The sequence below is a fragment of the Brevibacillus sp. Leaf182 genome (genome assembly GCF_001423865.2).
Lineage (GTDB): Bacteria > Bacillota > Bacilli > Brevibacillales > Brevibacillaceae > Brevibacillus > Brevibacillus brevis_C.
In genome coordinates, this window is sequence record NZ_LMPN02000017.1 from 1 (window position 1) to 24,307 (window position 24,307).

A 24,307-nucleotide genomic window follows, 5' to 3' on the forward strand; every position below is an offset into this window, starting at 1 on the left:
CTCATTAACGCTTTCGCTGTTCAGTTTTCAAAGAGCATTTTCACTAGCACTTCAAAAGCGCTAGATTCACAATATACCATGTACATTATTTAAAATCAACAGGTAATAATTGGAGTGTTTCATTTTGTTCCGCTCTTTTTGAAAGGCGGATTACTAATATAACATGCGTTTTTTACTTTATCAAATGAAATAACTGGAAATAGCGGTTGAGTACGTGATCAGGTGCTTAGAACGTTCGAGCCAGTTTTTCAGTTGCTCTGATTTTGCAGTTTTGGCCACATGATTTACTAACGCAGATAGCCTGACTATGTCTTCCGTTTTTTCTGACCTGACTAATCAATGGGCTGATTTCAATTTTAGCATGATTTGCTCTTGATGCTCTCCCCGTTCGTCTGTCCATTTTATATTCATTTTCAAATCTGAGAAGTAGTATTCGAGCTGTTCTTTCGGCGTATCTTTTCCGGGAAAATCAGGTGAGAGAAGATTAGGGTACTCCTGAAAAAGCAGTAGCTGCTGCTTTTTGTTGATCTCTTCCAGATCTATTGGATTGAGGTTGCTAGCCCTACTCCCGTTGACTAAATCGGCTTCGGCATAAAGCTTCGTTACTTGATTCTCTACTTTCTTCGTCAAATAAAAGGGGTAGGCAACCGTTGTGTGTTCACTCTCAATCGGTCTAATCTCCATGACCACGATCCAATTGTCGCTCTCCCCCGTAAACGTATGCACCCAGTCGTTATTCGAAGAACAACCGCCAAGAAGTAGAGATACCATCAGAAACAAGACAATGCGCCTCATCCCAATCCCCCTCAGATGATTCGGTCTTCAGATCTCTTCGATCCCTCATCACTCTTGCTCATCCGCCCACTCCAAAAATCCGGACAACAGACTCTCTTCTTCCGCTTCATTCCCGCGAAGCTTTGCTTCTAACCGATCTATCCGCTTGTGATATGCCTCGGCATCTGCCTTGGCCCGGTTTCGCAACAGACTCCCGCGCTTCTTCCACTGCTCATACGCTTGCTTCGTATAGTGCAAAGCCTTCTCCCAATCCTTCAACTGGTGCTCGTACAGCTTGGCAGCCTCAATATACACCTCTTCCGGGACATATCCGGTGGACTGGATGCACGACTCCCAAACAGTTAGGGCTTGGTGCCAATCCTTTTGCTTTTTATACAGATGGCCGATAGCGAGCTTGGCCCGGTTACTCCACGCATGCTCACTGTCTGCGACAAGACGATAGCCTGCCATGGCCGCCTCCTGATCTCCAAGCGCGTCGTACCATCTGGCAATTTCGTAGCTTTCCTCGAGAGAAACCGTTACACTTCCTCGCCCTACCAATAGCCGTGTCATGTGAATGTACATCGTGATCAGAGACAGGACGTCCGTCTCGTTATGCCGCAGCACGCCTTCGATGACATCAGGGTCTTGGTCATGCAAAAAGTCGAAATACCGCACTGGAGCCAAATAGCCGGGCAAATCATCCTCGCGAAAAACATCCAGCTTTTCCTGCTCGATGATACCCAATCGGCACGATTCCAGCTCCGCCTTCCACAGTCTCCTCGCCCCGTGCAAAAGGTCAAAATGACCAAAGGTAGGCAAAGCAGGCACTTGATCGCGCACCAGCGTATGCCTCGTCCGTACCTGCGGCCAGTCAAAGGACTTTCCGTTAAAGGTCACCAGATGCGAGGACTTCTGTGCTTGCTCCAAAAACGATTGGTACAAGGTCACCTCTGCATGCGGGCCCGGGAGAAAATGCTGGCGCACCACGACGTGCTCCCCCTCTATGCGACTGTATCCCAAAAGAAAAATCGCATTGCCTGCCCCGCCTGACAGCCCTGTCGTCTCCGTATCGAAAAACAGCAAGTCTTCTGGCTTCCTGCCCGCAGCGGACAGCGGATGCTCTCGACCGGCCGCTTCCCACATATGAATCGCCTCATGCAGCTCGGAAAAGGCGTAAGCGCCATGCTGCTGATCGATCGGATAGCGAACCTCGCGAATCATGACGTACTCGTCATCCCAGATGTAGGGTGATGCCTGCATTTGCTTCCACTTGTCGGCAAAAGGTATCTGTAGCTCGGCGCTGCTATCCGCTGGTACAACCGCCCTCGGCTCTTTCTCGTGAATGGGAGTTTCCTGTTCGCCTGCTTGCGCTACCGCTTTGTCCGTTTCCAGCGAGAGATGTCCCTTCATCCGTTGCAGCTTGGATTTAAGAGACATATGTACTTCCCCCTTGAGCGATTCGCAGCAAGGTCATGGCAAGCCCTTTGCTGCCGTCATCTGTCGCTCCCACACAAGACGGACAGCCTGACTCACATGGGCAAGAGACAATCATCCGCTCTGCCTGCGTCAAAATCGTCTCCATTTCCTTATACACCTGCTCGCTCAAGCCGATGCCCCCCGGATAACGGTCGTACAGAAAAATCGTCGGCTCCTGTGAATGAACGGCCTTTCGTTGCGGGATCACGTGCAGGTCCATCGGGTCGCACATGACAAACAGTGGAGCTACGTGTTGCAACACATGCGCCAAACCGACCAAGCCGCGTTCCACATCCTCTGTCCCGATCTCGCCGAGCAGCGCTTCGGAAAAACCAATCCACGCCGCATTTGTATGCAACTCTTCTTCTGGCAAATGAATCGGTCCCGAGCCGATGTTTTCATGCGTCTCGAACTTGATTTTCTTAAAGATCGTCGCCATCGCATTCACAGCCACTTCACCATAAGCCAACGTGCTCTGTGCATGACGACGGGACTGATCCTGCTCCAATACTTTGAGCGAGACGGCCAAGTTGGCGTCCGTGTAATAATCGACCTGCACTTCTCGGACATACGCCTTCTTTTCCTCGTAGTCCAGCTTTTCCACCTGGAATTGCGTCCCTTGATGCAGGTAGATCGCCTCGTCATGCAAGAGCGTCATGGAGCTGAAACGGTCCATTTCCCCAATGACACGCTCATTTCCCCGCTCACTAATGTCGATGATCACGACATTTTCCTGCGAAGCTGACCGCAGACTGATGTTGTGGGCCGGGAATGAATCGTTCATCCAGAACCACTTGCCCCGCGAGTAATGAAGTACCTGCTCCTCAGTCAAGAACTCCAGAATTTCCACGATTTCCGCACGTCCGAAGGTATCTCCCTCACGAAACGGCAGCTCGTATGCCGCACATTTGAGATGATCCACCAAAATGATCAGGTTATCGGGATTGATCCGCGCTGTCTCGGGACTGCGGTCGAAAAAGTACTCCGGATTGGCGATCACATACTGATCCAACGGCGTGGAACTGCCGACCATGACGACGACGGATTCCCCCTGCCGCCTTCCTGCCCGTCCTGCCTGCTGCCATGTGCTTGCGACCGAGCCCGGATAGCCAGTAATGACACACGCCTGAAGCTGCCCGATATCTACTCCGAGCTCCAGCGCATTGGTGCTGACCACGCCCATAATGTCGCCATTGCGCAAGCCGCGTTCGATCTCTCTGCGCTGGCTCGGCAAATAACCTCCGCGATACCCTTGGATCGTTTTCGGTCCAAGCTTGCGGCGAATCAGTTCCTGTAAGTAGGTCAGCAAAATCTCTACCCGTACACGACTTCTCGCAAACAGAATCGTCTGTATGCCATTGATCAAAAACTGCTCAGTAATGTCTCGCGCCTCCAATGTGGCACTGCGTCTAATATTGAGCTGCTTGTTGACCACAGGCGGATTGTAGAAAAGGAAATGCTTGATGCCAGACGGAGCACCATTGTTGTTGACCAGCTCTACCTCTTCTTCTGTCAGGGCTTCGGCCAATTGCTTTGGGTTGGCGATGGTAGCTGATGTGCAAATAAATTGCGGGTGGCTCCCATAAAAGGCGCAAATGCGCTTCAACCGCCGAATGACATTGGCGACATGACTGCCAAAAACGCCACGATATGTATGTAGCTCGTCAATCACGATGTATTTGAGATGCTCGAAAAAGGACACCCATTTGGTGTGATGGGGCAAAATGGCGGAGTGCAGCATGTCTGGGTTGGTGATGACGATATTTCCTGCTTTGCGTACCATCTGCCGGATATTTGCAGGCGTATCACCATCGTAAGTTTCGGATTTGATCGAAAGGCCCATTTCCGTAATCAGTTCGTGGAGCTCCGCCTTTTGATCCTGCGCCAAAGCTTTGGTTGGGAACAAGTAAAGAGCTCGTGCTTGCGTGTCTTCCGATAACGTCTGGAGGATCGGCAAATGATAACACATGCTTTTGCCTGAAGCCGTTGGCGTAACCGCGACGATGTGTTTGCCTTCGCGTACATGGCGAAAAGACGTTTCTTGATGCGTGTATAAGGAAGGAATGCCTCTATTCGTCAGGGCATCTCGAATTCGTCCGTCCAGTTCATCTGGGAATGGAACGGACTTTGCTTCACGAGCAGGAATGACCTTCCAATGCGCAATGTTATCGCGAAATCGTTCCTCTGTTTTTATGTGATCCAATATGGCTGCGATATTTTTTTTCACATTCATCTTCGTCACCTTCTTGCTTCCATTTTACGAATGGACGTTCGGTATGTAAACATGAATAATGATCCATACTTTGAACTCAAGTTGTGGACGAGCTATAGTTGAAGGATAATTATCCGCCTTTCCTTTCAGGCGAATTCAGCGTAAAAAGAATTACAGTGCAAAATGATAAAATAATTGAACTTCTAGAAGAATTGAAAAAGCGTTAAAAGCTATTTCTATAACGACATGTATTCCCCTTACGTCCCGATACGATTTCACGCGTAGATGTAAAGCTGCAACTGTTCGGGGGAAATTTGTCCAATATTCGGGAGCATGAAAACGAACCGGGACCAGTCTCTGATGGCTGACTGATCCCGGCTTTTTGTTTAGGAAAGCTGATTTAAATGACTATGCGGCGTTTCATTTCGTTGGACTCGCTCTATGTTTTCCACAAAAAATTGGTACCTTTTCTCGTGGAATTTGGTTCCGTCAGGCATGCCTGCTGTATGCGGCGTTAGCACGACATTTTTCAAAGCACGCAGTTCACTGTCCACGCTGAGAGGCTCCACTGTGAACACATCAAGGCACGCTCCGCCAATCACATTGTTTTTCAGTGCTTCGATCAAGTCCTCTTCACAAATGATCGGCCCTCTCGCTGTATTGACAAGAAGTGCATCGTTTTTCATTTTAGCTAAAAACTGCTTGTCCACTAAATGTCTTGTGGATTCGTTCAGAAAAATGTTCAGGGTGATCACGTCAGACTCGGCAATCAGCGTGTCCAGATCAACCATTGCGGCATCCTCGCTCTGTCTGTTTGGGTTAGTGTCGTACGCCAGCACCTTCATTCGGAAGGCTTTTGCCAGCTCCGCTACGCGAGAGCCGATGGCGCCAAAGCCAATGGTACCGATGGTTTTTCCTGCGAGCTCTCCACCGACGTAGACGAGCTTGGTCTCATCCTCCCGATTTTTCATCGCTTGATCGAGAAAAGAGATGTTTTTGTAATACCCCAGAATCAGCGCCATAATATGCTCGGCTACTGCATTTGCATTTACGCCAGCCGCGTTGCTCACCCAAATGTTTTTCCTCGTGCATGCCTCAATATCCACGTTGTCAAAGCCGGCACCCGTCTGGACAAACTTCAGGTTGTGCGCTTTGTTCAGCAAGTCTTCGTTTACTTGGATATGCTCGGGAATCAACACATTTGCTTCCCTGATAAATAACTCGATCTGCTCAGGCTCCACGATCTGTATGCACCAATCCTGCGGAAACGCTTGTGTCACACGTTGCTTAGAGTAATCGGTAAAATATCCCGTAATCAATACATTCACTTCTACCACAGCCCCAGTCTTTTCGTTTATGCATTGGCCCATGCTTCGTAAAAAGCTCGTTTTACATTGGCGATTACCAGCATAGGCGATTCATTCTCAAAGCGCCCCACCTCAAAGGTCATGACTGGCTTTCTGGTCGGTTTTGGGCTCTTGAAAAAATTAATGTCATTGAGCGTCGTGATGAACGTTGTCAGCTCGTTCACGCCAACCTCCGAATCCTTGACGTGAAACGGGAGGTGCTTATCCCCGAAATAGCTGGCTTGTCTGTCTTTCAAGTAACAGTTTCCGAGATGAATGTGCGTCAAATAATCTTTGGCCAGCCACAAGGATTTGTGCGGGTCTTCACCCATGATCGGCAGATGGCTTTGATCCAGCAAGAGGCCAAAATTGTCGTACTCGCTGCTGATCACGTTTGCTACATGCACCGCCTCATGAGTAGGTCCGAGCAAATAGTTGCGGTCGACATGCCGATCCCCGATCTCCAAGGAAATGCACAGCTCGTACGTATCGGCTTTTTCTTTTGCGTACTTGCACAGCTCCATGGCCGAAGCAGTAAACGCCTGGATGTTTTTCGGCTTGTTTTCCTCGCCTTCGAATTTGCCCGTCACGATATGCATGATTTTCGCATTCATTTCATAGCAGTGGTCGATCAGCATTTTGCCTGATTGGATAGACTTGTTGCGAACGGCCGGGTCCAAGGAGCTGAGATCAATCTGCAATTCTCGGGCTGCATCCCCGCCGTTGAAAATAACCTCGACTCCGCTGTACGCCATATACTTTGCCGCTTGTTCCCTTGTCTCTTTGTCCGCGATATAGGAGACTTCTACCGCTGTAAAGAATGGGTCTTCCAGGATCGCAAGGAGACTCGGAAGCATTTGTTCAGGTCTGCTTTGTGAAAAAGGAAACAGCTTAGGCAAGACTATACCGATACTCGCCATCTTCTCCACTGGGTAAATCATACGATTTTACCAGACAAAATCAGCTCTGGCAGTTCTTTTACGGTGTCGAGCACATGCGTATGATAGTACTTGCCCCATACCTCGATTGGGGTCGAGCCTTGCATCACGCCGATGACCGCTTTGCAGCCTGCGTTGTAGCCTTCAAGCATATCCGCTGGCGTATCGCCGAGCTTAATGACTTGTCTGACGTTTTGCACGTTCAAATATTCCATTGCCTTGAAAATCATGAACGGAGCCGGGCGTCCTTTGCCTTCTGGTACCATATCCAGGTCTACTGCGTAATCGATCAAGCCATCCTTTACCCAACCGAGCGACTCCATGATGACACTGTTGATCTCTTTGTGGAACCCTGTCCCAGTCGCTACCTTGATGCCATTCTCCTGGCACCATTTCAGCGTTTCGGTTGCGCCTGCGATTTCTCGGCAATTCTCCTGATAGAACGCAATCATGTATTTAGTGTATCGCTCATACAGCTTAACTGCTTCCTCATGCGTCGAGCTGTCGATATCGATTTCAAAGTTTTTGAAGTCAATGATGTTTCCTTTTGTTCTCGCAATCAAATATTGATAGAGATGAATCTTATTCGTCCCCATGTGCGTGCTGATTTCATCTGGTGTCACGTTTAATCCGTATTCTACAGCGGCTTTATGCAGACAATCTCTCACTGCGTTATCGTCCTCTACCAACGTTCCTGCCAGATCAAATACAGCCAATGCGATACCGTTTTTCATTTTCCATCTCTCCTGTTCGCTATGTTTTATTGATTCAGTGCTTTGTCGAGTTCTTTTTGTGCCTTTTCCTTCGCCACTTTGAGCGCTTCTGCCGCAGGAATGTTTTCGATCAGCACCTTGTCCTTCGCCAACTCAATTTCTGCATAAATTTTGCCGCCTGTCGGGTCTACAAAAGGAGCAATTCCATTCGTTTTCGCCTCTTCCAAAGGTACCGAGAAGTACGGATTTTCTTTCAATTTGTTCTGGTATATTTCTGTGTTCACGGCGCTGTCCCGAATGGGAATATAGCCTGTTTGTACGGCCCAGTACGCTGTTTTTTCTGCTTCTGAGAAGTACTTCACGAATTCCCACGCGCCCTCTTGCTGTTCTTTGGAGGATGCTTTGAACAGGTTGAACATTACCGAAATGGCTACAGGTCTAGGTGGTTGTCCATTGAAGCCTTTTTGCATACCAGTTGCTACCTTGGTGAAATCCAGATCGCCCCCGTCACCGGAAGAGCCTGTGTAACCTGCGGATTTTCCGTTCATCACGTTGTCGATAGTTTTGTACCACCATTCCCAGCCATTGCCGCCATAGACGGTATCCATGATTTTGTCCTCATGAATGTACTTGCGAATGCTGTCCCACGCATACACCCATTCCTTCGAGTCGATCGTGACAGTCTTGCCGTCTTCGCTCACGATATCGCCGCCAGCAGAACGGGCGTAGTCGATCATATGCTCCGTGTACCACATGATGGACCAGCCGTTGATTCCTTCTTTTTCTTTGATGAGCTTGGCTGCATCCGCCAATTGCTCGAAGCTCGTGAGCGCATTATAGTCAATCTTGTATTTGTCAAAAATATCTTTGCGGTAGTACATCATTTGCGTACTGACATAGGCAGGAACACCCAGCATCGCATCGTTGTACTTTCCTTGCTCTAGCAGCAGAACATCGTCCTTTTTATACTCCGGCTGATTAATCTGCTCATCCAACGGCAGCAATGCCTCGCTTTTCGCCAGCTTCATAAATTCCGGATACGCATTGATCGCCAAGGCTGGGGGCTTGCCTGCTGCCAGCGATGCCTGGAGTGCCTGCAACGTCTCGCTGTAGTCACCTTGGACAATCGGAACGACCTCGTATTTTTCATTGCTGCTGTTAAAATCCTGCACGATTTTTTGCATCGTCTCCCCGAGCTTGCCGCCGAGACCATAGTAGAACTCCAGCTTGATTTTCTCGTTAGGCTTGGATGCTGCATTCGCGTTGCTGTCAGATCCAGCGTTGTTCGAACAACCGACGGCTCCGGTAAAAATAAGCGCAGAACTCAGGATGGAAAGAATGACGCTCTTGGTGTTTCGCTTCCGATTTTTCACAATGACTCCTCCCAGTACATAGCGGTCTTGGTCTATTTGTTGACATACAGATTAGCCATGGAATGAATAATTCTTTTGCTTGCGATTGCGAGCAGGATCAGCATAGGCGCCAGTGAAATCGCACACGCTGCCATCGCCAGTGGGAAGTCCATCCCGTAGCCCGCCTGACTCATAAACAACCGCCGCAAACCAATCGTGACGAACATGTTTTCCTCCGACTTGATCAAGAGCGAGGGCCACATATAGTTGTTGTAGCTGTAAATAAACGTGATCAACACCAACGAAGCAATCGCGTTTTTGCAATACGGGATATACACGGTGAAAATGAGTCGTAGATGCCCCGCCCCATCCAGCTTGGCAGCATGCACCACATCCTTTGGCACCTGCGCAAACGATTGCCGCAGGAAAAAGATCGCAAAGATGCTGATGAGCTCGCTGAGAATATATCCGAAGTGCGTATCCAGCAAATTCGCTTTGGACAGCAAAAGAAAGGATGGAATGTACGTTACTGCTGACGGAAGCATGTACGTCGCCAAAATAAGCACGAAACAGTACCGAACCCATCTTTTCTGCGCCGTCGCGAAGACATACGCCGCAAAAATCGCGGTGAAAATTTGAAAAACAATGATGATCAGGCTGACAGAAATGCTGTTCCACAAATAAAGCAGCATCTTCGTTTCCGTGAATACGCGGATGTAATTCTCAAAATGAAAGGTAGAAGGCAGCAGGCTCCCGCTGTACACCTCGCTTTTGGGCTTGATCGAAATCAAGAACATCCAGAGAAACGGAAACACCATCAGTACGCTTAACAAAATTAACATTGCATAATTTATGCCTGTTTTTAATTTTGCCAAGGACACAGCTCCCACCTCATTTGGTAAACAGTAGTTTGGACAAGAAGAAATTCAATGCGCTGATCAAGAGACACATACCTAAGAAAATCATCGCCAATGCTGAAGCTGGTCCCGTTTCAAAATATTCAAAAGCGAGCACGTAGAAGTAGTACAGGATGGTCGAAGTCGCTCCAGAAGGCCCGCCTTGCGTCAAAATGTAAATCTGATCATAGGCTTTGAGCGAATTCAGGGTAAAAAAGACGAACAGAAAAACAAGAATCGGTGAGATCGCAGGCAAGGTGATTCTGACTAATTTTCGTAATCCTCTCCCTCCATCCAAATCATTCGCTTTCTCTACTTCCGGGTCCAATTTCGCGAGAGCAGAGGAAAGCAGTAAGATTCCCAGCCCCATGTACTGCCAGATGGTGACGATCATGACGACAATCATCGCTGTTGTTTGTCCACCCAGCCACTTCACTGGCTCCATACCGAAACCTTTCAGGACATAATTGACAATCCCCGAATCGGCATCGAATATGCTGACCCATACCATGGACACGACCACAGTCGGCGTGATCCACGATGAAAATGCACTCGCCACAAAGAAATGGCGAAACTTCTGTATTTTGTTTAACCGGATCGCCACGAACAGCCCGAAAAGGATCGGCGGAATGACTGTAAAAAAGGTAAACACCAAGGTGTTCAGCAGCACCTTCCCAAGGAAAGCATCGCTCATCAAGTTTTGGTAGTTTTCCAGCCCTACGTAGTCGTAATCAGGTGAAATATAGTTCCAGTCGGTAAAACTGATCTGGAACGTTTTGATCATGGGGTAGATCCAAAAAATAACTAACGGAATCAGTGTCGGCAAAAGTAACCCAAGCGACCATGCGTTATCCTTGATCGTTTTACTGATTGGTCTGCCCATTTACTCGTACTCCTTGAAGATGTCTTTGATCGGTTGCCCGTCACATGGATGAGTGATTCGGAACAAATGCGCCAGTGTGGGGGCAATGTTTTCGATGTTTGCTTCTTCAATCACTTTGCTTTTCGTAAAGGCATCCCCTAAGCACAAGAGAAATCCATTCATCTCATCGACATTGGCGGGATGATACCCGTGCAGGCTTTTCATCTCCTTGTATTTCGGCTGTTCGGGAAACGCGATATCTTCACCGCATACCGTATGCTTCAAATCGAGGATGCCGAAGGGCCTGCACGTTGAAGGAGTGTCCTCTGCCACCTCATAAAATTGATTCACTTCTGGCATCTGTTCAAAAAACGCCATGATTTCTTTGTTTTGCTGAAGGTCTAACGAGCTATAAAACAACAACGCCCCGCTACCGTCCCCGACGAATTTGATTTGTTTGTTTCGAAAATGCTGCTTCCACTGGCTTTTGGCCAAAATCTCATTCGGGTAAAAAAACGAATGAACATCGCTTTGCCCATGATCTGAGAAAATGATCAGGTTGAATGGTTTTTGCGTCTTTTTCAACGTTTGCTCGATTTGATCGAGATACGTAAGCAGTTCCTTTAGGCACCGCATTGCCTCCGTCGAGTCTTTCCCATATTGGTGAGACAGCGCATCATAACCGACGAACCTTGCCGCGATAAAATCATAGGTTTCCGTTTTGATCGCCCGCATCGTTTCACGCCGTGCGACATCATCGATTTCCTCTACTGAAACCTTTGACTTCAGCTTTTTTTTGCTGCCCGATTCCGTAATCAAATGGTGTATATACGGATTTCCGGACGTCATGGGCCAATGAATGCAGCAGCTCGTTCCTGCCTGTCTCGCCAACGAATGAAAAATCGTCTGCTTATGAAGTGCTTCGTTGCAAAGAATCTCGTGGTCGCCATACAACGCCACTCTTTCCAGCGTTTCCGGGCGAGCTACGATATTATCAAAGACACCATGCTTACCCGGCTGGCTCCCAGTCATCGCTGCCGCATGTGCGGTAAATGTAACCGAAGGAAACGTTGTGATCAGTTTTTTACAAAAGGAGTAATCATTTTCTATCCAGTGCCTCGCGTAAGGTTCAAAGCTTTGATAACTGATGCCGTCTAACGAGATGAGTACATTCATGGGCGGCACCTCAGATTCTTTTGCGTGTGCTTGTCAAATACATGGACATGGGCGGAATTAATCCCTACGTTCACCTTTTGACCCTTTGCATACGTCTGGGTAAAGCTTTTTTTCACGATGAAATTGCTCCCGTTATACTTCAAATGGACCAACACATCCGTTCCGATAATTTCCGTGAACAGTACCTCCATGGCGAGTGCCTCGTCACTGTTTTCGGTGAGAAAGCAATGCTCTGGTCGGACTCCCGCGACAATCTCAGGAGCTTGTTCCATCACCTCGAACGGGAGATTGGTTTCCAGCAGCACGCCGTCTACCTCTACATAGACCCCGCTATCTCGCTGAATCAGACTCGCTTCCATATAATTAATGGGCGGCGAGCTGATGAAATTGGCAACGAACATATCCACTGGGCAATCGATGATTTCCATCGGCGTTCCGATTTGTCGGAACTTCCCTTCTGCCATAATCGCGATTCGATCCCCTAAGGTAACCGCCTCCACCTGATCATGCGTCACGTAAATGAACGTCGAATCCAGGCGCTCGTGCAGCTTTTTGATCTCAATTCTCATTTCATTTCGCAGCTTGGCATCCAGATTGGACAAAGGCTCGTCCATCAAAAAGACCTTTGGCTCCTTTACGATCGCTCGCCCGATGGCTACCCTCTGTTTTTGCCCACCAGACAATTGACTGGGGAACCGTTTCAACAAATGATCAATTTGCAAAATATCCGCTGCTGCCTTGATGCGCTTTTCTCGCTCTGCTTTTTTGATCTTTTTTATTTTCAGGCCGTATGCCATGTTTTCGTATACGGTCATATGCGGATAAAGGGCATAGTTTTGAAAAACCATCGCAACTCCTCGATCCTTTGGCTCCACTTCATTGACGCAAACATCACCAATGTACACATCGCCTTGGGTGATCTCTTCAATCCCGGCAATCATTCTGAGCAGTGTAGATTTTCCACATCCGGACGGTCCCAATAGCACCAGGAACTCTTTGTCTTTGATTTCCAGACTGATATCGTCCAGGGTGTATTTATCGTTGGTATATTGCTTGGACAATGACTTCAGCATAATACTCGACATGTTGAAAACCCCTTCATCATTCAATCTTTATTGGACAATTGTTATTTTTTCTTATACACACCAACAAACTCATTTTTGTTCAAAAATGTTTGTACACTCATCGTAATCCAGCATTGTTAACTGCGTATCAAAGCGCATTGTGGTCTTTGTAAACCAGCTCGAACGACGAAAAAAAGCAATCAGATCAACCTTTCCTTGATCCGATTGCTTTTCTTTATGAGAGTATTTGTATGTGTTTCTTATCTTGTATAAAGAATGGACCCTCTTTTTCGTAAAAGAAGTGTAAAAGTCCGTTAATGAAACAAGGATGCAAGATGATGCTCCAACACTTTCGTAATCCGTTCCCCATCGACACGCTGCGGCTCGAGATAGGCATGTAGCGCCAGACCATCGATGACGGCATAGAGCTTCTCTGCTTCCATCTCATTGTCCAGCTCTTTGCGTAATAGATTCAGTTGATCAGCAGAGTCCAACAGCTTGCGGACACCGGCATAGATCCCGTCGTGCTGTGCATCAAAGCCTTCTTTCTTGTGTCGGAAGTACACGGTAAAAGCAAACCACACTTCCATTTCGACCATCTTTTCTTGATTCGTAGGGAGAAGCTCCAGAAAGATTTTGGTGATTTTCTCTTTTGGCGCCCATTCTTCATTCGCGTTGATTTCAGCAATTCGAGCGATCGCCCTCTCCTTTACGAGCTGCATGGCATACATCAGCAGTTCATCCTGTGTTGCGAAGTAATGTCGCAAAGCACCTAATGAAAGTCCTGCTTCTTTTGCTATGCCCCTTACCGTTGCTCCCTCCATTCCTTGCTCGACAATGACACGCCACGTTGCTTCTGCTATTTGTTCTCTTCTTTTCTCATGATCGATTATTTTTGGCATAGTTGTATTTTAACAAGATTTTCAAAGGACAAGCAACTTTAACAATACAGTTGTATTACTTTAAGTTTGATGATAAGATTCCTTTTGTTAGTACAGTTGTATTACAAAAACTTCTCATACAGGAGAAGAAACTTCCGAAAAGGGGACCTCTACTAGTGAATTTTGTTGCATGGATGATAGTCGCATGCGAAATCGCATTTTGGGTGGTCATTGTACTTGGCCTTTTCACAAGGTACGTGCTCAAACAAAAAAAGGCCGGGCTCTTTCTTCTCGCCCTGACGCCTGTTGTTGATGTAGTTTTGCTCGTCGTTACGAGCGTGGACTTGTATCGTGGAGCTACCGCTACGATTCCTCATGCGCTGGCTGCCGTTTATATCGGGGTATCGCTTGCGTTTGGGAAAAGCATGATTCAATGGGCGGATGAAAAATTTCAGCAATACGTCACCAAGCAAAGTACGGCTAAGCCCAAGTTATATGGCATGGAGTATGCCAAGCATTACGCCAAAAGCTGGTTTAGACATCTCTACTCCTATGTCATTGGGGCGGCTCTCTTAGCGGGGACCATCTACTTTATCGATGATGCGGAGCGAACTGCTTCTTTATGGCATATTCTCCGGCTATGGACCGTTGTTCTGGGGATTGATCTGTTGTTTACAGCCAGTTATTTTCTCTTTCCAAAGAAAGATAAGCGAGGCACCGCTTCCAAAAATAATTGGTGAAAGGCTTTCCTACCGGCTTTCGTCTTCGCTGTCATCCTCACCAAAAGCAAGTTCAATGTGAATAAACTGAATGACCAACTGGCATATTTGGTCGTTTTCATCCAACCCAAAATAGACAGGATAGGCTCCGTCTCCAAATCCCGTCTGAATCATCGGAATCGATAAATCGGTGCCTGGTATCGTCCAGTTTATATAGTCTCCAGCGCTTCTTTGGTATTGGGGATGGTCTTTGTAGCTTTGTGCAAAAACACCAGCAAAATAATCATCATAAATATTGCCCTCTGGATTCTCTTTTTTCCAGCTATCATAAAAATCCAGATAAGCATCCCTCGTTTTGACATCTACCACAGTAGCAAGGCCTGCATCCACATTAAAGCCAAAATATTCACCTTCCCCAAGATTTTCGAGATCCTCGTCTCCAATGAGGGCTTCCGTAAATTTTTGGGGATTTTTATCTGTAAACTCTACCTTAGCAGCCGCATACCGGTAATGGTCTTCTTCAACGGTTACCACACAAACGGTTAATGGGAAGGTTCCTGTAGGGACTTTTCGAAAATACGGGGCACTATTTCTCTCCAGATACACAAGCGGATCACGAACGATGATATCTCCAGTGGGAATCGTGATTTCTCCCAAAGAAAGCAAGTTGATTGGTTTCCCACAGATCTGACTTAATGTGAAATAGGTGTGTAAATCAACATGGGGCTCTAACATCGGTTTTTTTTGTTCATACTGTGCTAACCATTGCTCGTTTGGATTCTTATTCATCTTTATACCCATCCTACTATTGTCAATTTGTCAATCACTCCTAAAATTATACAAAATCACCCATAGAAACAATAGTACGGCTTGGATGTTTGCATAACGGGCAAGTCGATGCATAGGCATGGTTAGTGGATGAAGTCCGACAAACTCTATGCATGTCCAAGGATGAAGGAGGTTGCCCCGAATGAATCCGCCAGACAAAGGGAATCAAATTCCCCAGCCGATGAGAAGTGACGGGACAGGATGGGTCGATCTCGGCCCGCGGAACGTCATGCGTGATCGGCAAAATCCGAATATGCTAGTTCCTCCCGTCACAGATGCGGGATTGCTGCCCAATCTGAAGTTTTCCTTTTCAGATGCCTTCATGACGTTAAATCATGGCGGTTGGTCCCGGGAAGTCACCATACGCGAGCTGCCCATCGCCACTACACTTGCGGGTGTAAACATGAGCCTGACGCCAGGCGGGGTTCGCGAGCTGCATTGGCATCAGCAGGCGGAATGGGCTTACATGCTGCTCGGTCGAGCACGAATTACGTCCGTTGACCAACGCGGCCGCAATTTTATCGCGGATATCGGAAAAGGCGATCTGTGGTATTTCCCTCCCGGCATCCCCCACTCAATTCAGGGACTTGAGGAAGGCTGCGAGTTTTTACTCGTTTTCGACGATGGGCATTTTTCCGATCTGAATACGCTATCGATCTCCGATTGGTTTGCTCATACGCCAAAAGATGTGCTTTCCGCGAATTTTGGTGTGCCTGAACCAGCCTTTGCCGACATTCCTGGCAAGCAGGTGTACATTTATCAGGACGAGGTTCCGGGTTCCATCGAAGCAGATGAAGTGGAATCTCCGTACGGAACCGTCCCCCTCCCTTTTTCCCATCGTTTACTCGCCCAACGTCCCCTCATTACACCTGGAGGAAGCGTGCGCATCGTCGATTCCCGCAACTTTCCGATCTCCAAAACAATCGCGGCAGCACTCGTAGAGCTACATCCCGGTGCCATGAGAGAGCTGCATTGGCATCCCAATAACGACGAGTGGCAATATTACATTTCAGGCCAAGCGCGGATGACCGTTTTTACTGGAAACGGAAACGCCCGGACTTTTGACTACCAAGCAGGTGATGTCGGTTACGTTCCTTTTGCAACAGGGCATTATATCCAGAATACCGGGACAGAAACGGTGTGGTTTTTTGAAATGTTTAAAAGCGACCGCTTTGTCGATGTGTCGCTGAATCAATGGATGGCGCTCACCCCGCATGAACTCGTCGCTTCCAACTTGTGTGTAGGTCCTGAATTACTAGATGCCTTGCGCAAGGATAAATGGCCTGTTGTCAAATATCCTGGATATGGCTATGTCCCCTGAATGCCAGAAAAGACCAGCCCTCATGGACTGGTCTTCTTATTACTTCTCTTTTTTGGGAGTCTTGTAGCTCTTCGGTTGCTTCAGACCACGCTGCTCCATGACCTCACGCAGACGGTCCGGGTAATCCGTAATGATCCCGTCTACGCCATCGTCGATCAGCTTGTTCATCGTAGGTGCGTCATTGATCGTCCACGGAATCACCTTCATCCCGACCTTGTGTGCGTCCTCTACCATTTTCTTCGTGACATAGGGCACGTAATTCTCGTCGGTGACTTTCCCGTTTTGCGGAGAGCCATGTACAGGGGAGATAGCGTCTGCACCGAACGAGTGGGCAGCCGCCACGAGGTTTCCTCCAAAGTCGTCAATATCGATTCCGCCCAACCACGGTGAAGCTCCCGGTTGACCTGGCTGCAAGAATTGCGCACCGTTCGTCAGTGCCACAATCGGCAAGCGCGGCTCAACCTCTTTCATGCGCATGAGCGCCCCCCAGTCAAAGCTTTGGATCGATACCCGATCAAGCATACCAGCATCGCGGACTTCGCGAGCGACGATCTGCACGAAATCTTCGCGTGGAGCAGTTTGCTCCGGTGCTCCCGCCTCTACCTTCGTCTCGATATTCATCCATACATGGTTAGCCTTGTAGTCCTTGACGAGGTCAAATACATCGCTTAACAGCGGCATCCTGGCGCCTGGGCTCGGACGCTGCCCGGGGTATTGCGGCAATGTCTGTGTGCCACAGTCCAGCGTGTGTATCTGGTCGAGATTCAGGTCCTTTATGTATTTGCCGACGTACGGATACTCAGGATCGCCAGCGAAAAGTGGGCTTGTATCTCGGCACTTGGCACCCGAAATTTTGCGGTCATGCGTAACAACTGCCTGCTTGTCTTCTGTGATTTGCACGTCGAGCTCAAGCGTGCTCACACCTAATTCAAGGGCGTGGGAGAACGATGCCAATGTGGATTCTACTGTGAGTCCGAGTCCGCCGCGATGAGCTTGCAGATCAAACTCTTTTGGAGAGGTTTTTGACCAGTGAGGATTGCCAGCGGCAGAAGCAATTGGTGCTACACACACCATAAGGGCAGCAGTTGCTATCATTACTTTGTTTCTCATCATTTGCTTCACTCCTTAAAGTATGGCTTACCGTTTTCACTATAAATGAATGATGTAAATTTCTTTTCTTATCTCTATTAAGTAATCATGAAAGTTTTATTTACCCGAAAAATGGAACAGCGGCGAACTAAGACCTGAACACAGAATCTTGGACTCGCCGCTGCTTTATTTAGCTATCGTATCATCCGTGAATGGACGCTTGACTGGAAGCCGCTTTGGCATCCTTCAGGTTGCGGTTTTTCACTCCTAGTGATAAGACGAAACAGATAAGCAAAATCAGACACGCTAGCGCATACGGATAGTTGATATCGATATCGAATAAAAATCCAGCTACGATAGGACCTGCAATATTGCCAAGGCTGGTAAAGGCTGAGTTAAGACCAGCAACATAACCCTGTTGATCCTTGGCAAGCATCGACATTTGGGTACTGATGGCCGGACGCAAAATATCGATCGCCAGAAATACGATAAAGGTAACAGCAAAAATCATCCAAAATCCGTGAACAAAAAGCGTCAGGACAATAAACAAACCAGCAAAGAGCAGACAGACAGAAATGACCCTTTTCTCGCCAAAGCGATTCATGATCCAGCTAAAAGCAGTAAGCTGAACCACTGCGCCTGCTATTGACCCGAATGTAATGATAAACGCGATATCTTTCGGCTCAAATCCAAACTTATGGTCGACAAACAATGAAAAGACCGTTTCAAAATTAGCCAGTCCGAAAGACATGACGAATACAATGATCAAACTGAAAAAATAAGGCTCTCGATAGGAGTACAGTAACTGGGAAAGAAGACTGCTTCGTTGTTTTTCACTAGAATGAGAGTCCGATATTGCTTCTTCCGTAGGTTTCGATTCCTTGAGGATTAACAACGTGATGCATGCAGCAATCAGTCCGGCAATTCCTGCGGTATAAAAAGGTGCGCGAATACCAAATTCAGCAATGTATCCTCCAATGCCTGGACCGATAATAAAACCAGTCGTAATAGCTGCCGTAATATACCCCATCCCCGCCGCTCGTTCTTCATTCGTTGTAATATCTGCTGAGTAAGCCATTACCGCCGGCATAATCAGTGCGGCGCTGATGCCGCCCAGCAACCTAGAAACAAACAGCAGGACGGGAGAATTCGCTATACCGAACAGCCCTTCTGAGATAGCAAATACGACCAAGCCGATCACAATGATCTTTTTTCTTCCGAACGAATCAGCCCACCGCCCGGCAATGGGGGAAAAAAGAAGCTGTGTCAGCGAAAAGGCCGCTACTAACAACCCGATAGTCCCCCCGGTAATTCCCAAACTCTCCATGTACTTTGGCATAATCGGTATAACAAGCCCGATCCCCGTAAAGACAAGGAAAATATTGAACATCAGAATCAATAGGGCTCCCTGATTTTTTAATAATAAAGCCATTTGCTATTCCTCCAATTCATTACCAAAACACTGAATATCCATTCTAGATAATCGCGTAAAAAAAGCTAGCGGGACGGTTTGACAATGCCAAATAAAAATACATCCATCGCTAACCGAAAAGTTGCCAAGGCTTCCTCTCGTTCCATTCGTCGCGAGTGTTGATTTAAACCAAACATCAGGCTGTCCAGGATAATGGCGACTCCGGTAACATTCGTCACTTCAAATTCGCCGTCATCGATCCCCTTCTGGAGCAACTGTTGATTAAAGTCAATATAACCCTGGATCATTTCGTTGATACGCTCCTCCACATCCGAAGGCTTCTCCGACATGTCGAAAAATTCATCAGCAGCCTTGGTCAGCGGATGGTTCATAAAATCGGTCGCAAAATGTTCAGCCATTCCATACAATTTATCGATCGAGGTCGTGTAGAGCTGTTCCTTGGCCAGCCACTGCTCTTCCCATTCCCTGTTCCAAGCTTCAATCAGATGTAAGAACAGCCCTTCCTTGCTCTTGAAATGATAATAAATGTTACCGCCGCTGTATCCAGTAGCTTTCACGATATCTTCTATGGATGTGGCCTTGTAGCCTTTTTGCATAAATAAAATTCTGGACGCATCCGCTATCTTCTTCTTGGTCTGCTCCGTTTGCTGCTTTTTTTTATTCATGATCCTTCACCAGCTTCCCATCCAGCAATACTGAACTTTCATTCAGTATTATAAGGGTTACGAACATCCTTGGCAAACCTTCTTCTGCGTTAAGAAAGAGCTTTGAAGGGCATTTTGGTTTGAGTCAACATAGTGGAGGAGAAGAAAAAGCACAGGTCTCTTCGACTCTGACACGCCAGCAGGGGGGATTCACTGGCCGTCTCCACTTCAAAAAGGGGACCGTCGAGCCAAAGCCACCCTACGGGCGGAAGTTTCTCAAGGAAGCAGTGTTCGACAAGCGGGTCCCCTTTTTGAAGTTCCGACTGGCAGGCGTTGTCAAGGTCTACGAGCTCTGTGCTTTTTCTTCTCACCAGCTTTATTGGTTCGTTACAATAGACCGCACAAAGCCCCCGTAACCACAACGAGCCATGGCGGCAGCTTCCAGTGCTCCAGCATGATAAACAAAATAGCCGCTACCGCAAAATCCAGCGGAGCAAGAATGGTACTCGTCCAAATCGGATCGTACAGAGCTGCCAGTAAAATACCGACGACTGCTGCATTCACACCTACCAGCATTCCTTGAATTTTGGAATTTCTCCTCAAGGAATTCCAGAACGGCAATGCGCCCATGACAAGTAAAAAGGCCGGAAGAAAAATCGCAATCGTAGCTACTACTGCACCGACTCCTCCTGCAATCATCGCTCCTAGATAAGCGGCAAACGTAAACAATGGCCCCGGTACTGCTTGTGTAGCCCCGTAACCGGTAAGAAATGCTTCTTCCGTTATCCAGCCTGTCGGGATAACCTCCCTCGCAAGCAAAGGCAATACAACATGTCCGCCGCCAAAAACAAGTGAGCCCGCACGGTAAAAGCTCTCAAACAGCGCTAGCAAGGAAAAGCCCGTGCTCTCTCGGAGGATCGGCAGCACAAGCAAAAGTCCGAAGAAAACGCCCCAGCACGCAATGGCTAGTGCACGACTGATCGGCACACGAAATTCAGGGAGCTCTGAAACTTTTTGCTGCCGGAAGATAAGCAACCCTGCGATTCCTGCCAGAATCATGACTGTGACCTGACTCCATGCAGAATGCCACAACAGCGTGATGGTAGCAGCGATGATCGCAATCGTCACCCGCGTTCGATCCGGGGCGAGCTTTTGTCCCATTCCCCATACGGCATGAGCAACAATCGCGACAGCAACTAATTTTAGACCGTGAATCCAAGAAGCACTGCCACTGTCCACTCCTTGTAAAGTGAACGCAAATATCAGGAGCGCCAATACCGAAGGCAGAGTGAAGCCGATCCATGCAGCAACTCCTCCCCACAATCCGGCTCGCATGATTCCGATTCCGATCCCTACCTGGCTGCTTGCGGGACCAGGGAGGAACTGACAAAGCGCGACTAAGTCTGCGTAGCTTTGCTCGTCCATCCATTTTCTTCGTCGAATGTATTCGTTGTGAAAATAACCGAGATGTGCGATGGGACCGCCGAATGAGGTCAATCCCAGCTTGGTCGAAACGAGAAAAACTTCACGCACAGCTTCCCAGCTACTTATTTGGTGCCCGGTTTCTTCTCGAAGATTATTCTTCACTTAGCTGTACACCTCTCCGCTTACCGCTTCATCATACAAGCTATTTTATCGCTTTTCCTACCCTTTCATTGTAAAAAGATCGTGAAGAAGGCCCCGTATCGATACGGAGCCTAAACCCTGTTATTCCATCCGAAATACCGGTCCTCGCGCCACGAACGGCAGGTTACTCCCCTTCGGCAGCATAATGGCATGACTACGAGTTACTTTGATCCGATCACATTCCCCATCGGTAATGATCAAAATTGGACCGTCCTTTGGAAAATCGACTGCTTTCTCCAGCATGTCAATGCCCGGCTGTAGAATCGTTCCCCCTCGTCCCTTTACTTTGACGCGACCTGCAATGTCCTCGGGAGAAAGGTAGCCCGCATCATACGCCTGCGCATCACAAAAGACCACGCGCGCATACGGAACATCTCGCGCTTCACTGTAGCTCGCAATCGCCCCCAATGCTTTGCCCAGCAGCTTGGTATCCATCGAGCCGGATGTATCGATCACAACGCCAAACGTGCGTGCCAACTGGTCCGTTTCCCGAAAGCTCCAGGCAGGACGAGCAATGTCAGGTGTAGAGGACTGTCTGCGGCTTGCCCTTGCATATGTGCGACTCTTTTCCAACGGCGGAAAATGCTCGTCAAACCAACGGGCAAGCTGAACATCCCACGGTATAGGCGGTTGTCCCAAGGCGCGAATCTCCTCTACTAACCCCGCAGGCAAAAGCCCTCGTCCCCTCTCCTGGTGGTACATCAATCCTTGCGACATCGCATTGCGGTAAAAGTCATCCAGCGTAGTTCCCGGACCCTTTTCCCAAAAACGCGGATCGTCGCCATCCAGAATATCGCCCATACCGATTCCACGTAAGGTGTAGAGCTTGCGATACGTGCGCATGTCTGTCACGATTCGGTCATAAATCGCTTCTGCCGAGAGTCCCTTCAAGTCCGGGTCGTACAGTCCGCCAATTTGCGGAAAACGTCCCACACCGAGCTCCATCAGCCATTGATTAATCACGTAATCGCAACTGACATTCCAATAATACGGATCGCGGCCTTGGCAGCGCTCATGGTGGCGAAGCCCTGCGTGCAATAACTCGTGTGCCATCACGAATTTGCATTCCTCTTCATCCAAGCCCGCCGCAGGATTGATGAAGATTTCGTTGGATGTTACATCGATGGCTGCCACCGAGATTTGCAGCCGTTGGCAGATCTGTGAATCCTCGATGATCGTGAAATGACTCGCTAAGGAAGCCAGCAATGGATAATGATTGATGAACCAGCGCTTGGCCTTTTGTGCCTCGGATAGCTGGTTCTCTTCATTCCCGAGAGCATCCGAATAACCGCCCGCTACGCTGACAGCACTTTGCACCGCTTGCGCCAGCCCGATCCCCAGCAGCCGCTCCCACTTCACATCTCGCTTGTAGGTGTACCGGGCGTATTTATCCGAGAATAGCATATCTGCCTGTTTTTCCCCGCCCGTTCCAAACAGCTTCAAATGCTCCGGCACCCCATGCTCCACGAACCAGTCATACAGCTCTTCTTCGCTCTTTCCCGATTTATCCAGCTCAAAGGCCATTTCAGCAGGAGGCTTCCCCAGCTTCATGTCTCTCAAAAAGCGCGTAATATAACAATCGCATGCGATGTTCCACAAAATCGGCTGTTCTTTTTCCACAAAATGTCCAAAGCCCAAATGCAAGAGCGCATGTGCGAGAACATAAATCCATTCCCCGACTTCCCCTCTGCGCTTCGGATGCGCGTACAAGCTGCCTTCCCGGGTCACGACTACCCAACCGTTATCCGGACAAACACTTCGCTCGGAACGAATAAAGTGCGCTCGCGAGGACAGTGGACCAAACATCGGGTGATGACTCAAAAAATGTACGGCCTGCTCGTAGTTTTGCGTCGCCGGGTCGTTTTGAACTCCTCTGGCCATTGGCTATTTTCCCTTCCTGTCCATAGCCAGACGCGGTAAATCACGAATGACCTCTACAACGAACCAGTCTGGCAATCCATCGCCATCCTCGTGCCGCGCCACTACCATCTGCGCCATTTCAAGAGAAATAGATGCGAGCTCCTTCAAGAGAGCTTTCGCTCGGTGTGCGAACCGTTTATGCTGCTCCCCCACTGAGGCTTTATCCGCTGGCAATTCTTTTTTGATCTGCGAACGGAATGAATCGGCCAAAAAATACAGTACATCCCGATCCTCTGGAGCCGTCGGGAAAGAAGCCTCTCCCTCCAAAATGCGGTTGAGCTGGTATTTGCCTTGAATGTTCTTGTGAAAAGCTCGAAATTGAGCAGCATGCTGGGGCGTCAAGCATCCAAAGGCCAGTACCCCCACCATCTCTGTCGTCAAGTTCTCACCGAATTCGTTCAGGGCATCAGAGAGCATGTGCCAGGAACGCGGAGTAGAAAATGGTTCCTCGCTCTTCGGTGGCTGCGACCACAAATAGTCCGGGCGCACCTCCAAAAATTGCAGCACGTAAGAATGGATGCCGTTGCTGTACGCCCAATTCATCCATTGTTCATACGAGACTAACAATTGCACGTGGAACATCCGGTTGATCAGAGCAGATGACATCGGTTTGACAATGGCGCTATCCTGCGCGCGGTTTCCTGCTCCAATCACAATGGACCCTTCTGGCAGATGATAATCCCCGATTCTCCGCTCATGAATCAGACTGTAAAACGCCTTTTGCACTTCTTGGGAGCATGCATTCAATTCGTCAAGAAACAAGCAGTACGGTTCTTCTCGCGCAATTTGCGCAGGTGGGCAAAATCTGCTTTTCCCGTCTACGATCTGCGGGACACCGATAATATCCTCAGGTGCCAACTGACTGCCCAATAACGATACGCAAGGCAGGCCCACCTGCTCGGCAAACGCCTCGACGAGAGACGACTTGCCGATTCCCGGTGCGCCCCAAATAAATACGGGACGAGCTACAGCAACGTTTAGTAGCACATCCATCAGTTGATTTTGCGTTACTTGAATTCCTAGATTCATTTCATA

The 24,307-nt window shown here is 48.4% G+C and carries 21 protein-coding genes; 2 read left to right on the forward strand and 19 right to left on the reverse strand.

Features of this window, described 5'->3' with window-relative positions:
• Positions 1–336: 336 nt before the first annotated feature.
• The 12 genes from ASG16_RS06430 to ASG16_RS06485 all read right to left on the reverse strand — a co-directional run bounded on the left by ASG16_RS06430 (position 337) and on the right by ASG16_RS06485 (position 13,714).
• The gene (locus ASG16_RS06430; RefSeq protein WP_056495681.1) at positions 337–795 is read right to left on the reverse strand and encodes a putative periplasmic lipoprotein; all 459 of its coding nucleotides are present in this window, start codon (positions 793–795) and stop codon (positions 337–339) included.
• Positions 796–843: 48 nt separating this feature from the next.
• Entirely contained in the window at positions 844–2,214 is a 1,371-nt protein-coding gene (locus ASG16_RS06435; RefSeq protein WP_056495678.1) for a ribonuclease H-like domain-containing protein, read from the reverse strand.
• Positions 2,204–4,486, reverse strand: a complete 2,283-nt coding sequence (locus ASG16_RS06440; protein WP_056495675.1) for a DEAD/DEAH box helicase — start codon at positions 4,484–4,486, stop codon at positions 2,204–2,206. Before ASG16_RS06440 ends, ASG16_RS06435 begins: the two co-directional genes overlap by 11 nt.
• A 365-nt stretch (positions 4,487–4,851) precedes the next feature.
• On the reverse strand, positions 4,852–5,835 hold the full coding sequence (locus ASG16_RS06445; RefSeq protein ID WP_082517310.1) for an NAD(P)-dependent oxidoreductase: 984 nt from the start codon (positions 5,833–5,835) through the stop codon (positions 4,852–4,854).
• Positions 5,820–6,752, reverse strand: a complete 933-nt coding sequence (locus ASG16_RS06450; protein WP_056495672.1) for a sugar phosphate isomerase/epimerase family protein — start codon at positions 6,750–6,752, stop codon at positions 5,820–5,822. The genes ASG16_RS06445 and ASG16_RS06450 overlap by 16 nt, the downstream gene beginning before the upstream one ends.
• Positions 6,749–7,483 carry an HAD hydrolase-like protein gene (locus ASG16_RS06455; RefSeq protein ID WP_056495669.1) on the reverse strand — a complete coding sequence of 245 codons (735 nt, stop codon included), beginning with the start codon at positions 7,481–7,483 and terminating at the stop codon, positions 6,749–6,751. The genes ASG16_RS06450 and ASG16_RS06455 overlap by 4 nt, the downstream gene beginning before the upstream one ends.
• A gap of 26 nt (positions 7,484–7,509) precedes the next feature.
• Complete coding sequence (locus tag ASG16_RS06460) at positions 7,510–8,835, reverse strand: ABC transporter substrate-binding protein (protein ID WP_056495667.1); 1,326 nt, start codon at positions 8,833–8,835, stop codon at positions 7,510–7,512.
• A gap of 32 nt (positions 8,836–8,867) precedes the next feature.
• The gene (locus tag ASG16_RS06465; protein WP_056495664.1) at positions 8,868–9,695 is read right to left on the reverse strand and encodes a carbohydrate ABC transporter permease; all 828 of its coding nucleotides are present in this window, start codon (positions 9,693–9,695) and stop codon (positions 8,868–8,870) included.
• Positions 9,696–9,705: 10 nt separating this feature from the next.
• Positions 9,706–10,593, reverse strand: a complete 888-nt coding sequence (locus ASG16_RS06470) for a carbohydrate ABC transporter permease (protein ID WP_056495661.1) — start codon at positions 10,591–10,593, stop codon at positions 9,706–9,708.
• Positions 10,594–11,748: an alkaline phosphatase family protein gene (locus ASG16_RS06475; protein WP_056495658.1), complete on the reverse strand. Its 1,155-nt coding sequence runs from the start codon at positions 11,746–11,748 to the stop codon at positions 10,594–10,596.
• The gene (locus ASG16_RS06480; RefSeq protein WP_056495654.1) at positions 11,745–12,833 is read right to left on the reverse strand and encodes an ABC transporter ATP-binding protein; all 1,089 of its coding nucleotides are present in this window, start codon (positions 12,831–12,833) and stop codon (positions 11,745–11,747) included. The genes ASG16_RS06475 and ASG16_RS06480 overlap by 4 nt, the downstream gene beginning before the upstream one ends.
• A 293-nt stretch (positions 12,834–13,126) precedes the next feature.
• Positions 13,127–13,714 carry a TetR/AcrR family transcriptional regulator gene (locus ASG16_RS06485; protein WP_056495651.1) on the reverse strand — a complete coding sequence of 196 codons (588 nt, stop codon included), beginning with the start codon at positions 13,712–13,714 and terminating at the stop codon, positions 13,127–13,129.
• 155 nt (positions 13,715–13,869) lie between these two features.
• Here ASG16_RS06485 and ASG16_RS06490 point away from each other — a divergent pair, with 155 nt between their 5' ends.
• Entirely contained in the window at positions 13,870–14,433 is a 564-nt protein-coding gene (locus tag ASG16_RS06490) for a YEATS domain-containing protein (protein ID WP_056495648.1), read from the forward strand.
• A 9-nt stretch (positions 14,434–14,442) separates the two neighbouring features.
• Here the strand turns inward: ASG16_RS06490 and ASG16_RS06495 are convergent, their stop codons facing one another.
• Positions 14,443–15,201 (reverse strand): DUF4241 domain-containing protein, encoded by a 759-nt coding sequence (locus tag ASG16_RS06495; protein WP_056495645.1) that lies wholly within the window; start codon positions 15,199–15,201, stop codon positions 14,443–14,445.
• Positions 15,202–15,382: 181 nt separating this feature from the next.
• Here ASG16_RS06495 and ASG16_RS06500 point away from each other — a divergent pair, with 181 nt between their 5' ends.
• Positions 15,383–16,561 (forward strand): oxalate decarboxylase family bicupin, encoded by a 1,179-nt coding sequence (locus ASG16_RS06500; protein WP_056495642.1) that lies wholly within the window; start codon positions 15,383–15,385, stop codon positions 16,559–16,561.
• 39 nt (positions 16,562–16,600) lie between these two features.
• On the opposite strand, the gene ASG16_RS06505 is transcribed toward ASG16_RS06500, so the two are convergent.
• The 6 genes from ASG16_RS06505 to ASG16_RS06535 all read right to left on the reverse strand — a co-directional run bounded on the left by ASG16_RS06505 (position 16,601) and on the right by ASG16_RS06535 (position 24,301).
• Positions 16,601–17,674, reverse strand: coding sequence for a glycerophosphodiester phosphodiesterase (locus ASG16_RS06505; RefSeq protein ID WP_056495639.1), 1,074 nt, complete (start codon positions 17,672–17,674; stop codon positions 16,601–16,603).
• A 178-nt stretch (positions 17,675–17,852) separates the two neighbouring features.
• Positions 17,853–19,082 (reverse strand): MFS transporter, encoded by a 1,230-nt coding sequence (locus ASG16_RS06510; protein ID WP_056495636.1) that lies wholly within the window; start codon positions 19,080–19,082, stop codon positions 17,853–17,855.
• A gap of 65 nt (positions 19,083–19,147) precedes the next feature.
• The gene (locus ASG16_RS06515; protein ID WP_056495634.1) at positions 19,148–19,747 is read right to left on the reverse strand and encodes a TetR/AcrR family transcriptional regulator; all 600 of its coding nucleotides are present in this window, start codon (positions 19,745–19,747) and stop codon (positions 19,148–19,150) included.
• Positions 19,748–20,113: 366 nt separating this feature from the next.
• Positions 20,114–21,313 carry a chromate transporter gene (locus tag ASG16_RS06525; RefSeq protein WP_056495631.1) on the reverse strand — a complete coding sequence of 400 codons (1,200 nt, stop codon included), beginning with the start codon at positions 21,311–21,313 and terminating at the stop codon, positions 20,114–20,116.
• Between the two features lie 120 nt (positions 21,314–21,433).
• On the reverse strand, positions 21,434–23,233 hold the full coding sequence (locus tag ASG16_RS06530) for a vWA domain-containing protein (RefSeq protein ID WP_056495629.1): 1,800 nt from the start codon (positions 23,231–23,233) through the stop codon (positions 21,434–21,436).
• A 3-nt stretch (positions 23,234–23,236) separates the two neighbouring features.
• A complete protein-coding gene (locus ASG16_RS06535) occupies positions 23,237–24,301 on the reverse strand; it encodes an AAA family ATPase (protein ID WP_007725626.1) in 1,065 nt (354 codons plus the stop codon).
• Positions 24,302–24,307: the final 6 nt, after the last annotated feature.

What these genes read in the sequence shown, in the direction of transcription:
- ASG16_RS06480 (WP_056495654.1), bottom strand. Translation starts at nt 12,833, where the DNA reads ATGTCGAGTATTATGCTGAAGTCATTGTCCAAGCAATATACCAACGAT.
- ASG16_RS06535 (WP_007725626.1), bottom strand. Translation starts at nt 24,301, where the DNA reads ATGAATCTAGGAATTCAAGTAACGCAAAATCAACTGATGGATGTGCTA.
- ASG16_RS06505 (WP_056495639.1), bottom strand. Translation starts at nt 17,674, where the DNA reads ATGATGAGAAACAAAGTAATGATAGCAACTGCTGCCCTTATGGTGTGT.
- ASG16_RS06455 (WP_056495669.1), bottom strand. Translation starts at nt 7,483, where the DNA reads ATGAAAAACGGTATCGCATTGGCTGTATTTGATCTGGCAGGAACGTTG.
- ASG16_RS06530 (WP_056495629.1), bottom strand. Translation starts at nt 23,233, where the DNA reads ATGGCCAGAGGAGTTCAAAACGACCCGGCGACGCAAAACTACGAGCAG.
- ASG16_RS06485 (WP_056495651.1), bottom strand. Translation starts at nt 13,714, where the DNA reads ATGCCAAAAATAATCGATCATGAGAAAAGAAGAGAACAAATAGCAGAA.
- ASG16_RS06515 (WP_056495634.1), bottom strand. Translation starts at nt 19,747, where the DNA reads ATGAATAAAAAAAAGCAGCAAACGGAGCAGACCAAGAAGAAGATAGCG.
- ASG16_RS06470 (WP_056495661.1), bottom strand. Translation starts at nt 10,593, where the DNA reads ATGGGCAGACCAATCAGTAAAACGATCAAGGATAACGCATGGTCGCTT.
- ASG16_RS06445 (WP_082517310.1), bottom strand. Translation starts at nt 5,835, where the DNA reads ATGGGCCAATGCATAAACGAAAAGACTGGGGCTGTGGTAGAAGTGAAT.
- ASG16_RS06430 (WP_056495681.1), bottom strand. Translation starts at nt 795, where the DNA reads ATGAGGCGCATTGTCTTGTTTCTGATGGTATCTCTACTTCTTGGCGGT.
- ASG16_RS06475 (WP_056495658.1), bottom strand. Translation starts at nt 11,748, where the DNA reads ATGAATGTACTCATCTCGTTAGACGGCATCAGTTATCAAAGCTTTGAA.
- ASG16_RS06440 (WP_056495675.1), bottom strand. Translation starts at nt 4,486, where the DNA reads ATGAATGTGAAAAAAAATATCGCAGCCATATTGGATCACATAAAAACA.
- ASG16_RS06495 (WP_056495645.1), bottom strand. Translation starts at nt 15,201, where the DNA reads ATGAATAAGAATCCAAACGAGCAATGGTTAGCACAGTATGAACAAAAA.
- ASG16_RS06435 (WP_056495678.1), bottom strand. Translation starts at nt 2,214, where the DNA reads ATGTCTCTTAAATCCAAGCTGCAACGGATGAAGGGACATCTCTCGCTG.
- ASG16_RS06510 (WP_056495636.1), bottom strand. Translation starts at nt 19,082, where the DNA reads ATGGCTTTATTATTAAAAAATCAGGGAGCCCTATTGATTCTGATGTTC.
- ASG16_RS06450 (WP_056495672.1), bottom strand. Translation starts at nt 6,752, where the DNA reads ATGATTTACCCAGTGGAGAAGATGGCGAGTATCGGTATAGTCTTGCCT.
- ASG16_RS06500 (WP_056495642.1), top strand. Translation starts at nt 15,383, where the DNA reads ATGAATCCGCCAGACAAAGGGAATCAAATTCCCCAGCCGATGAGAAGT.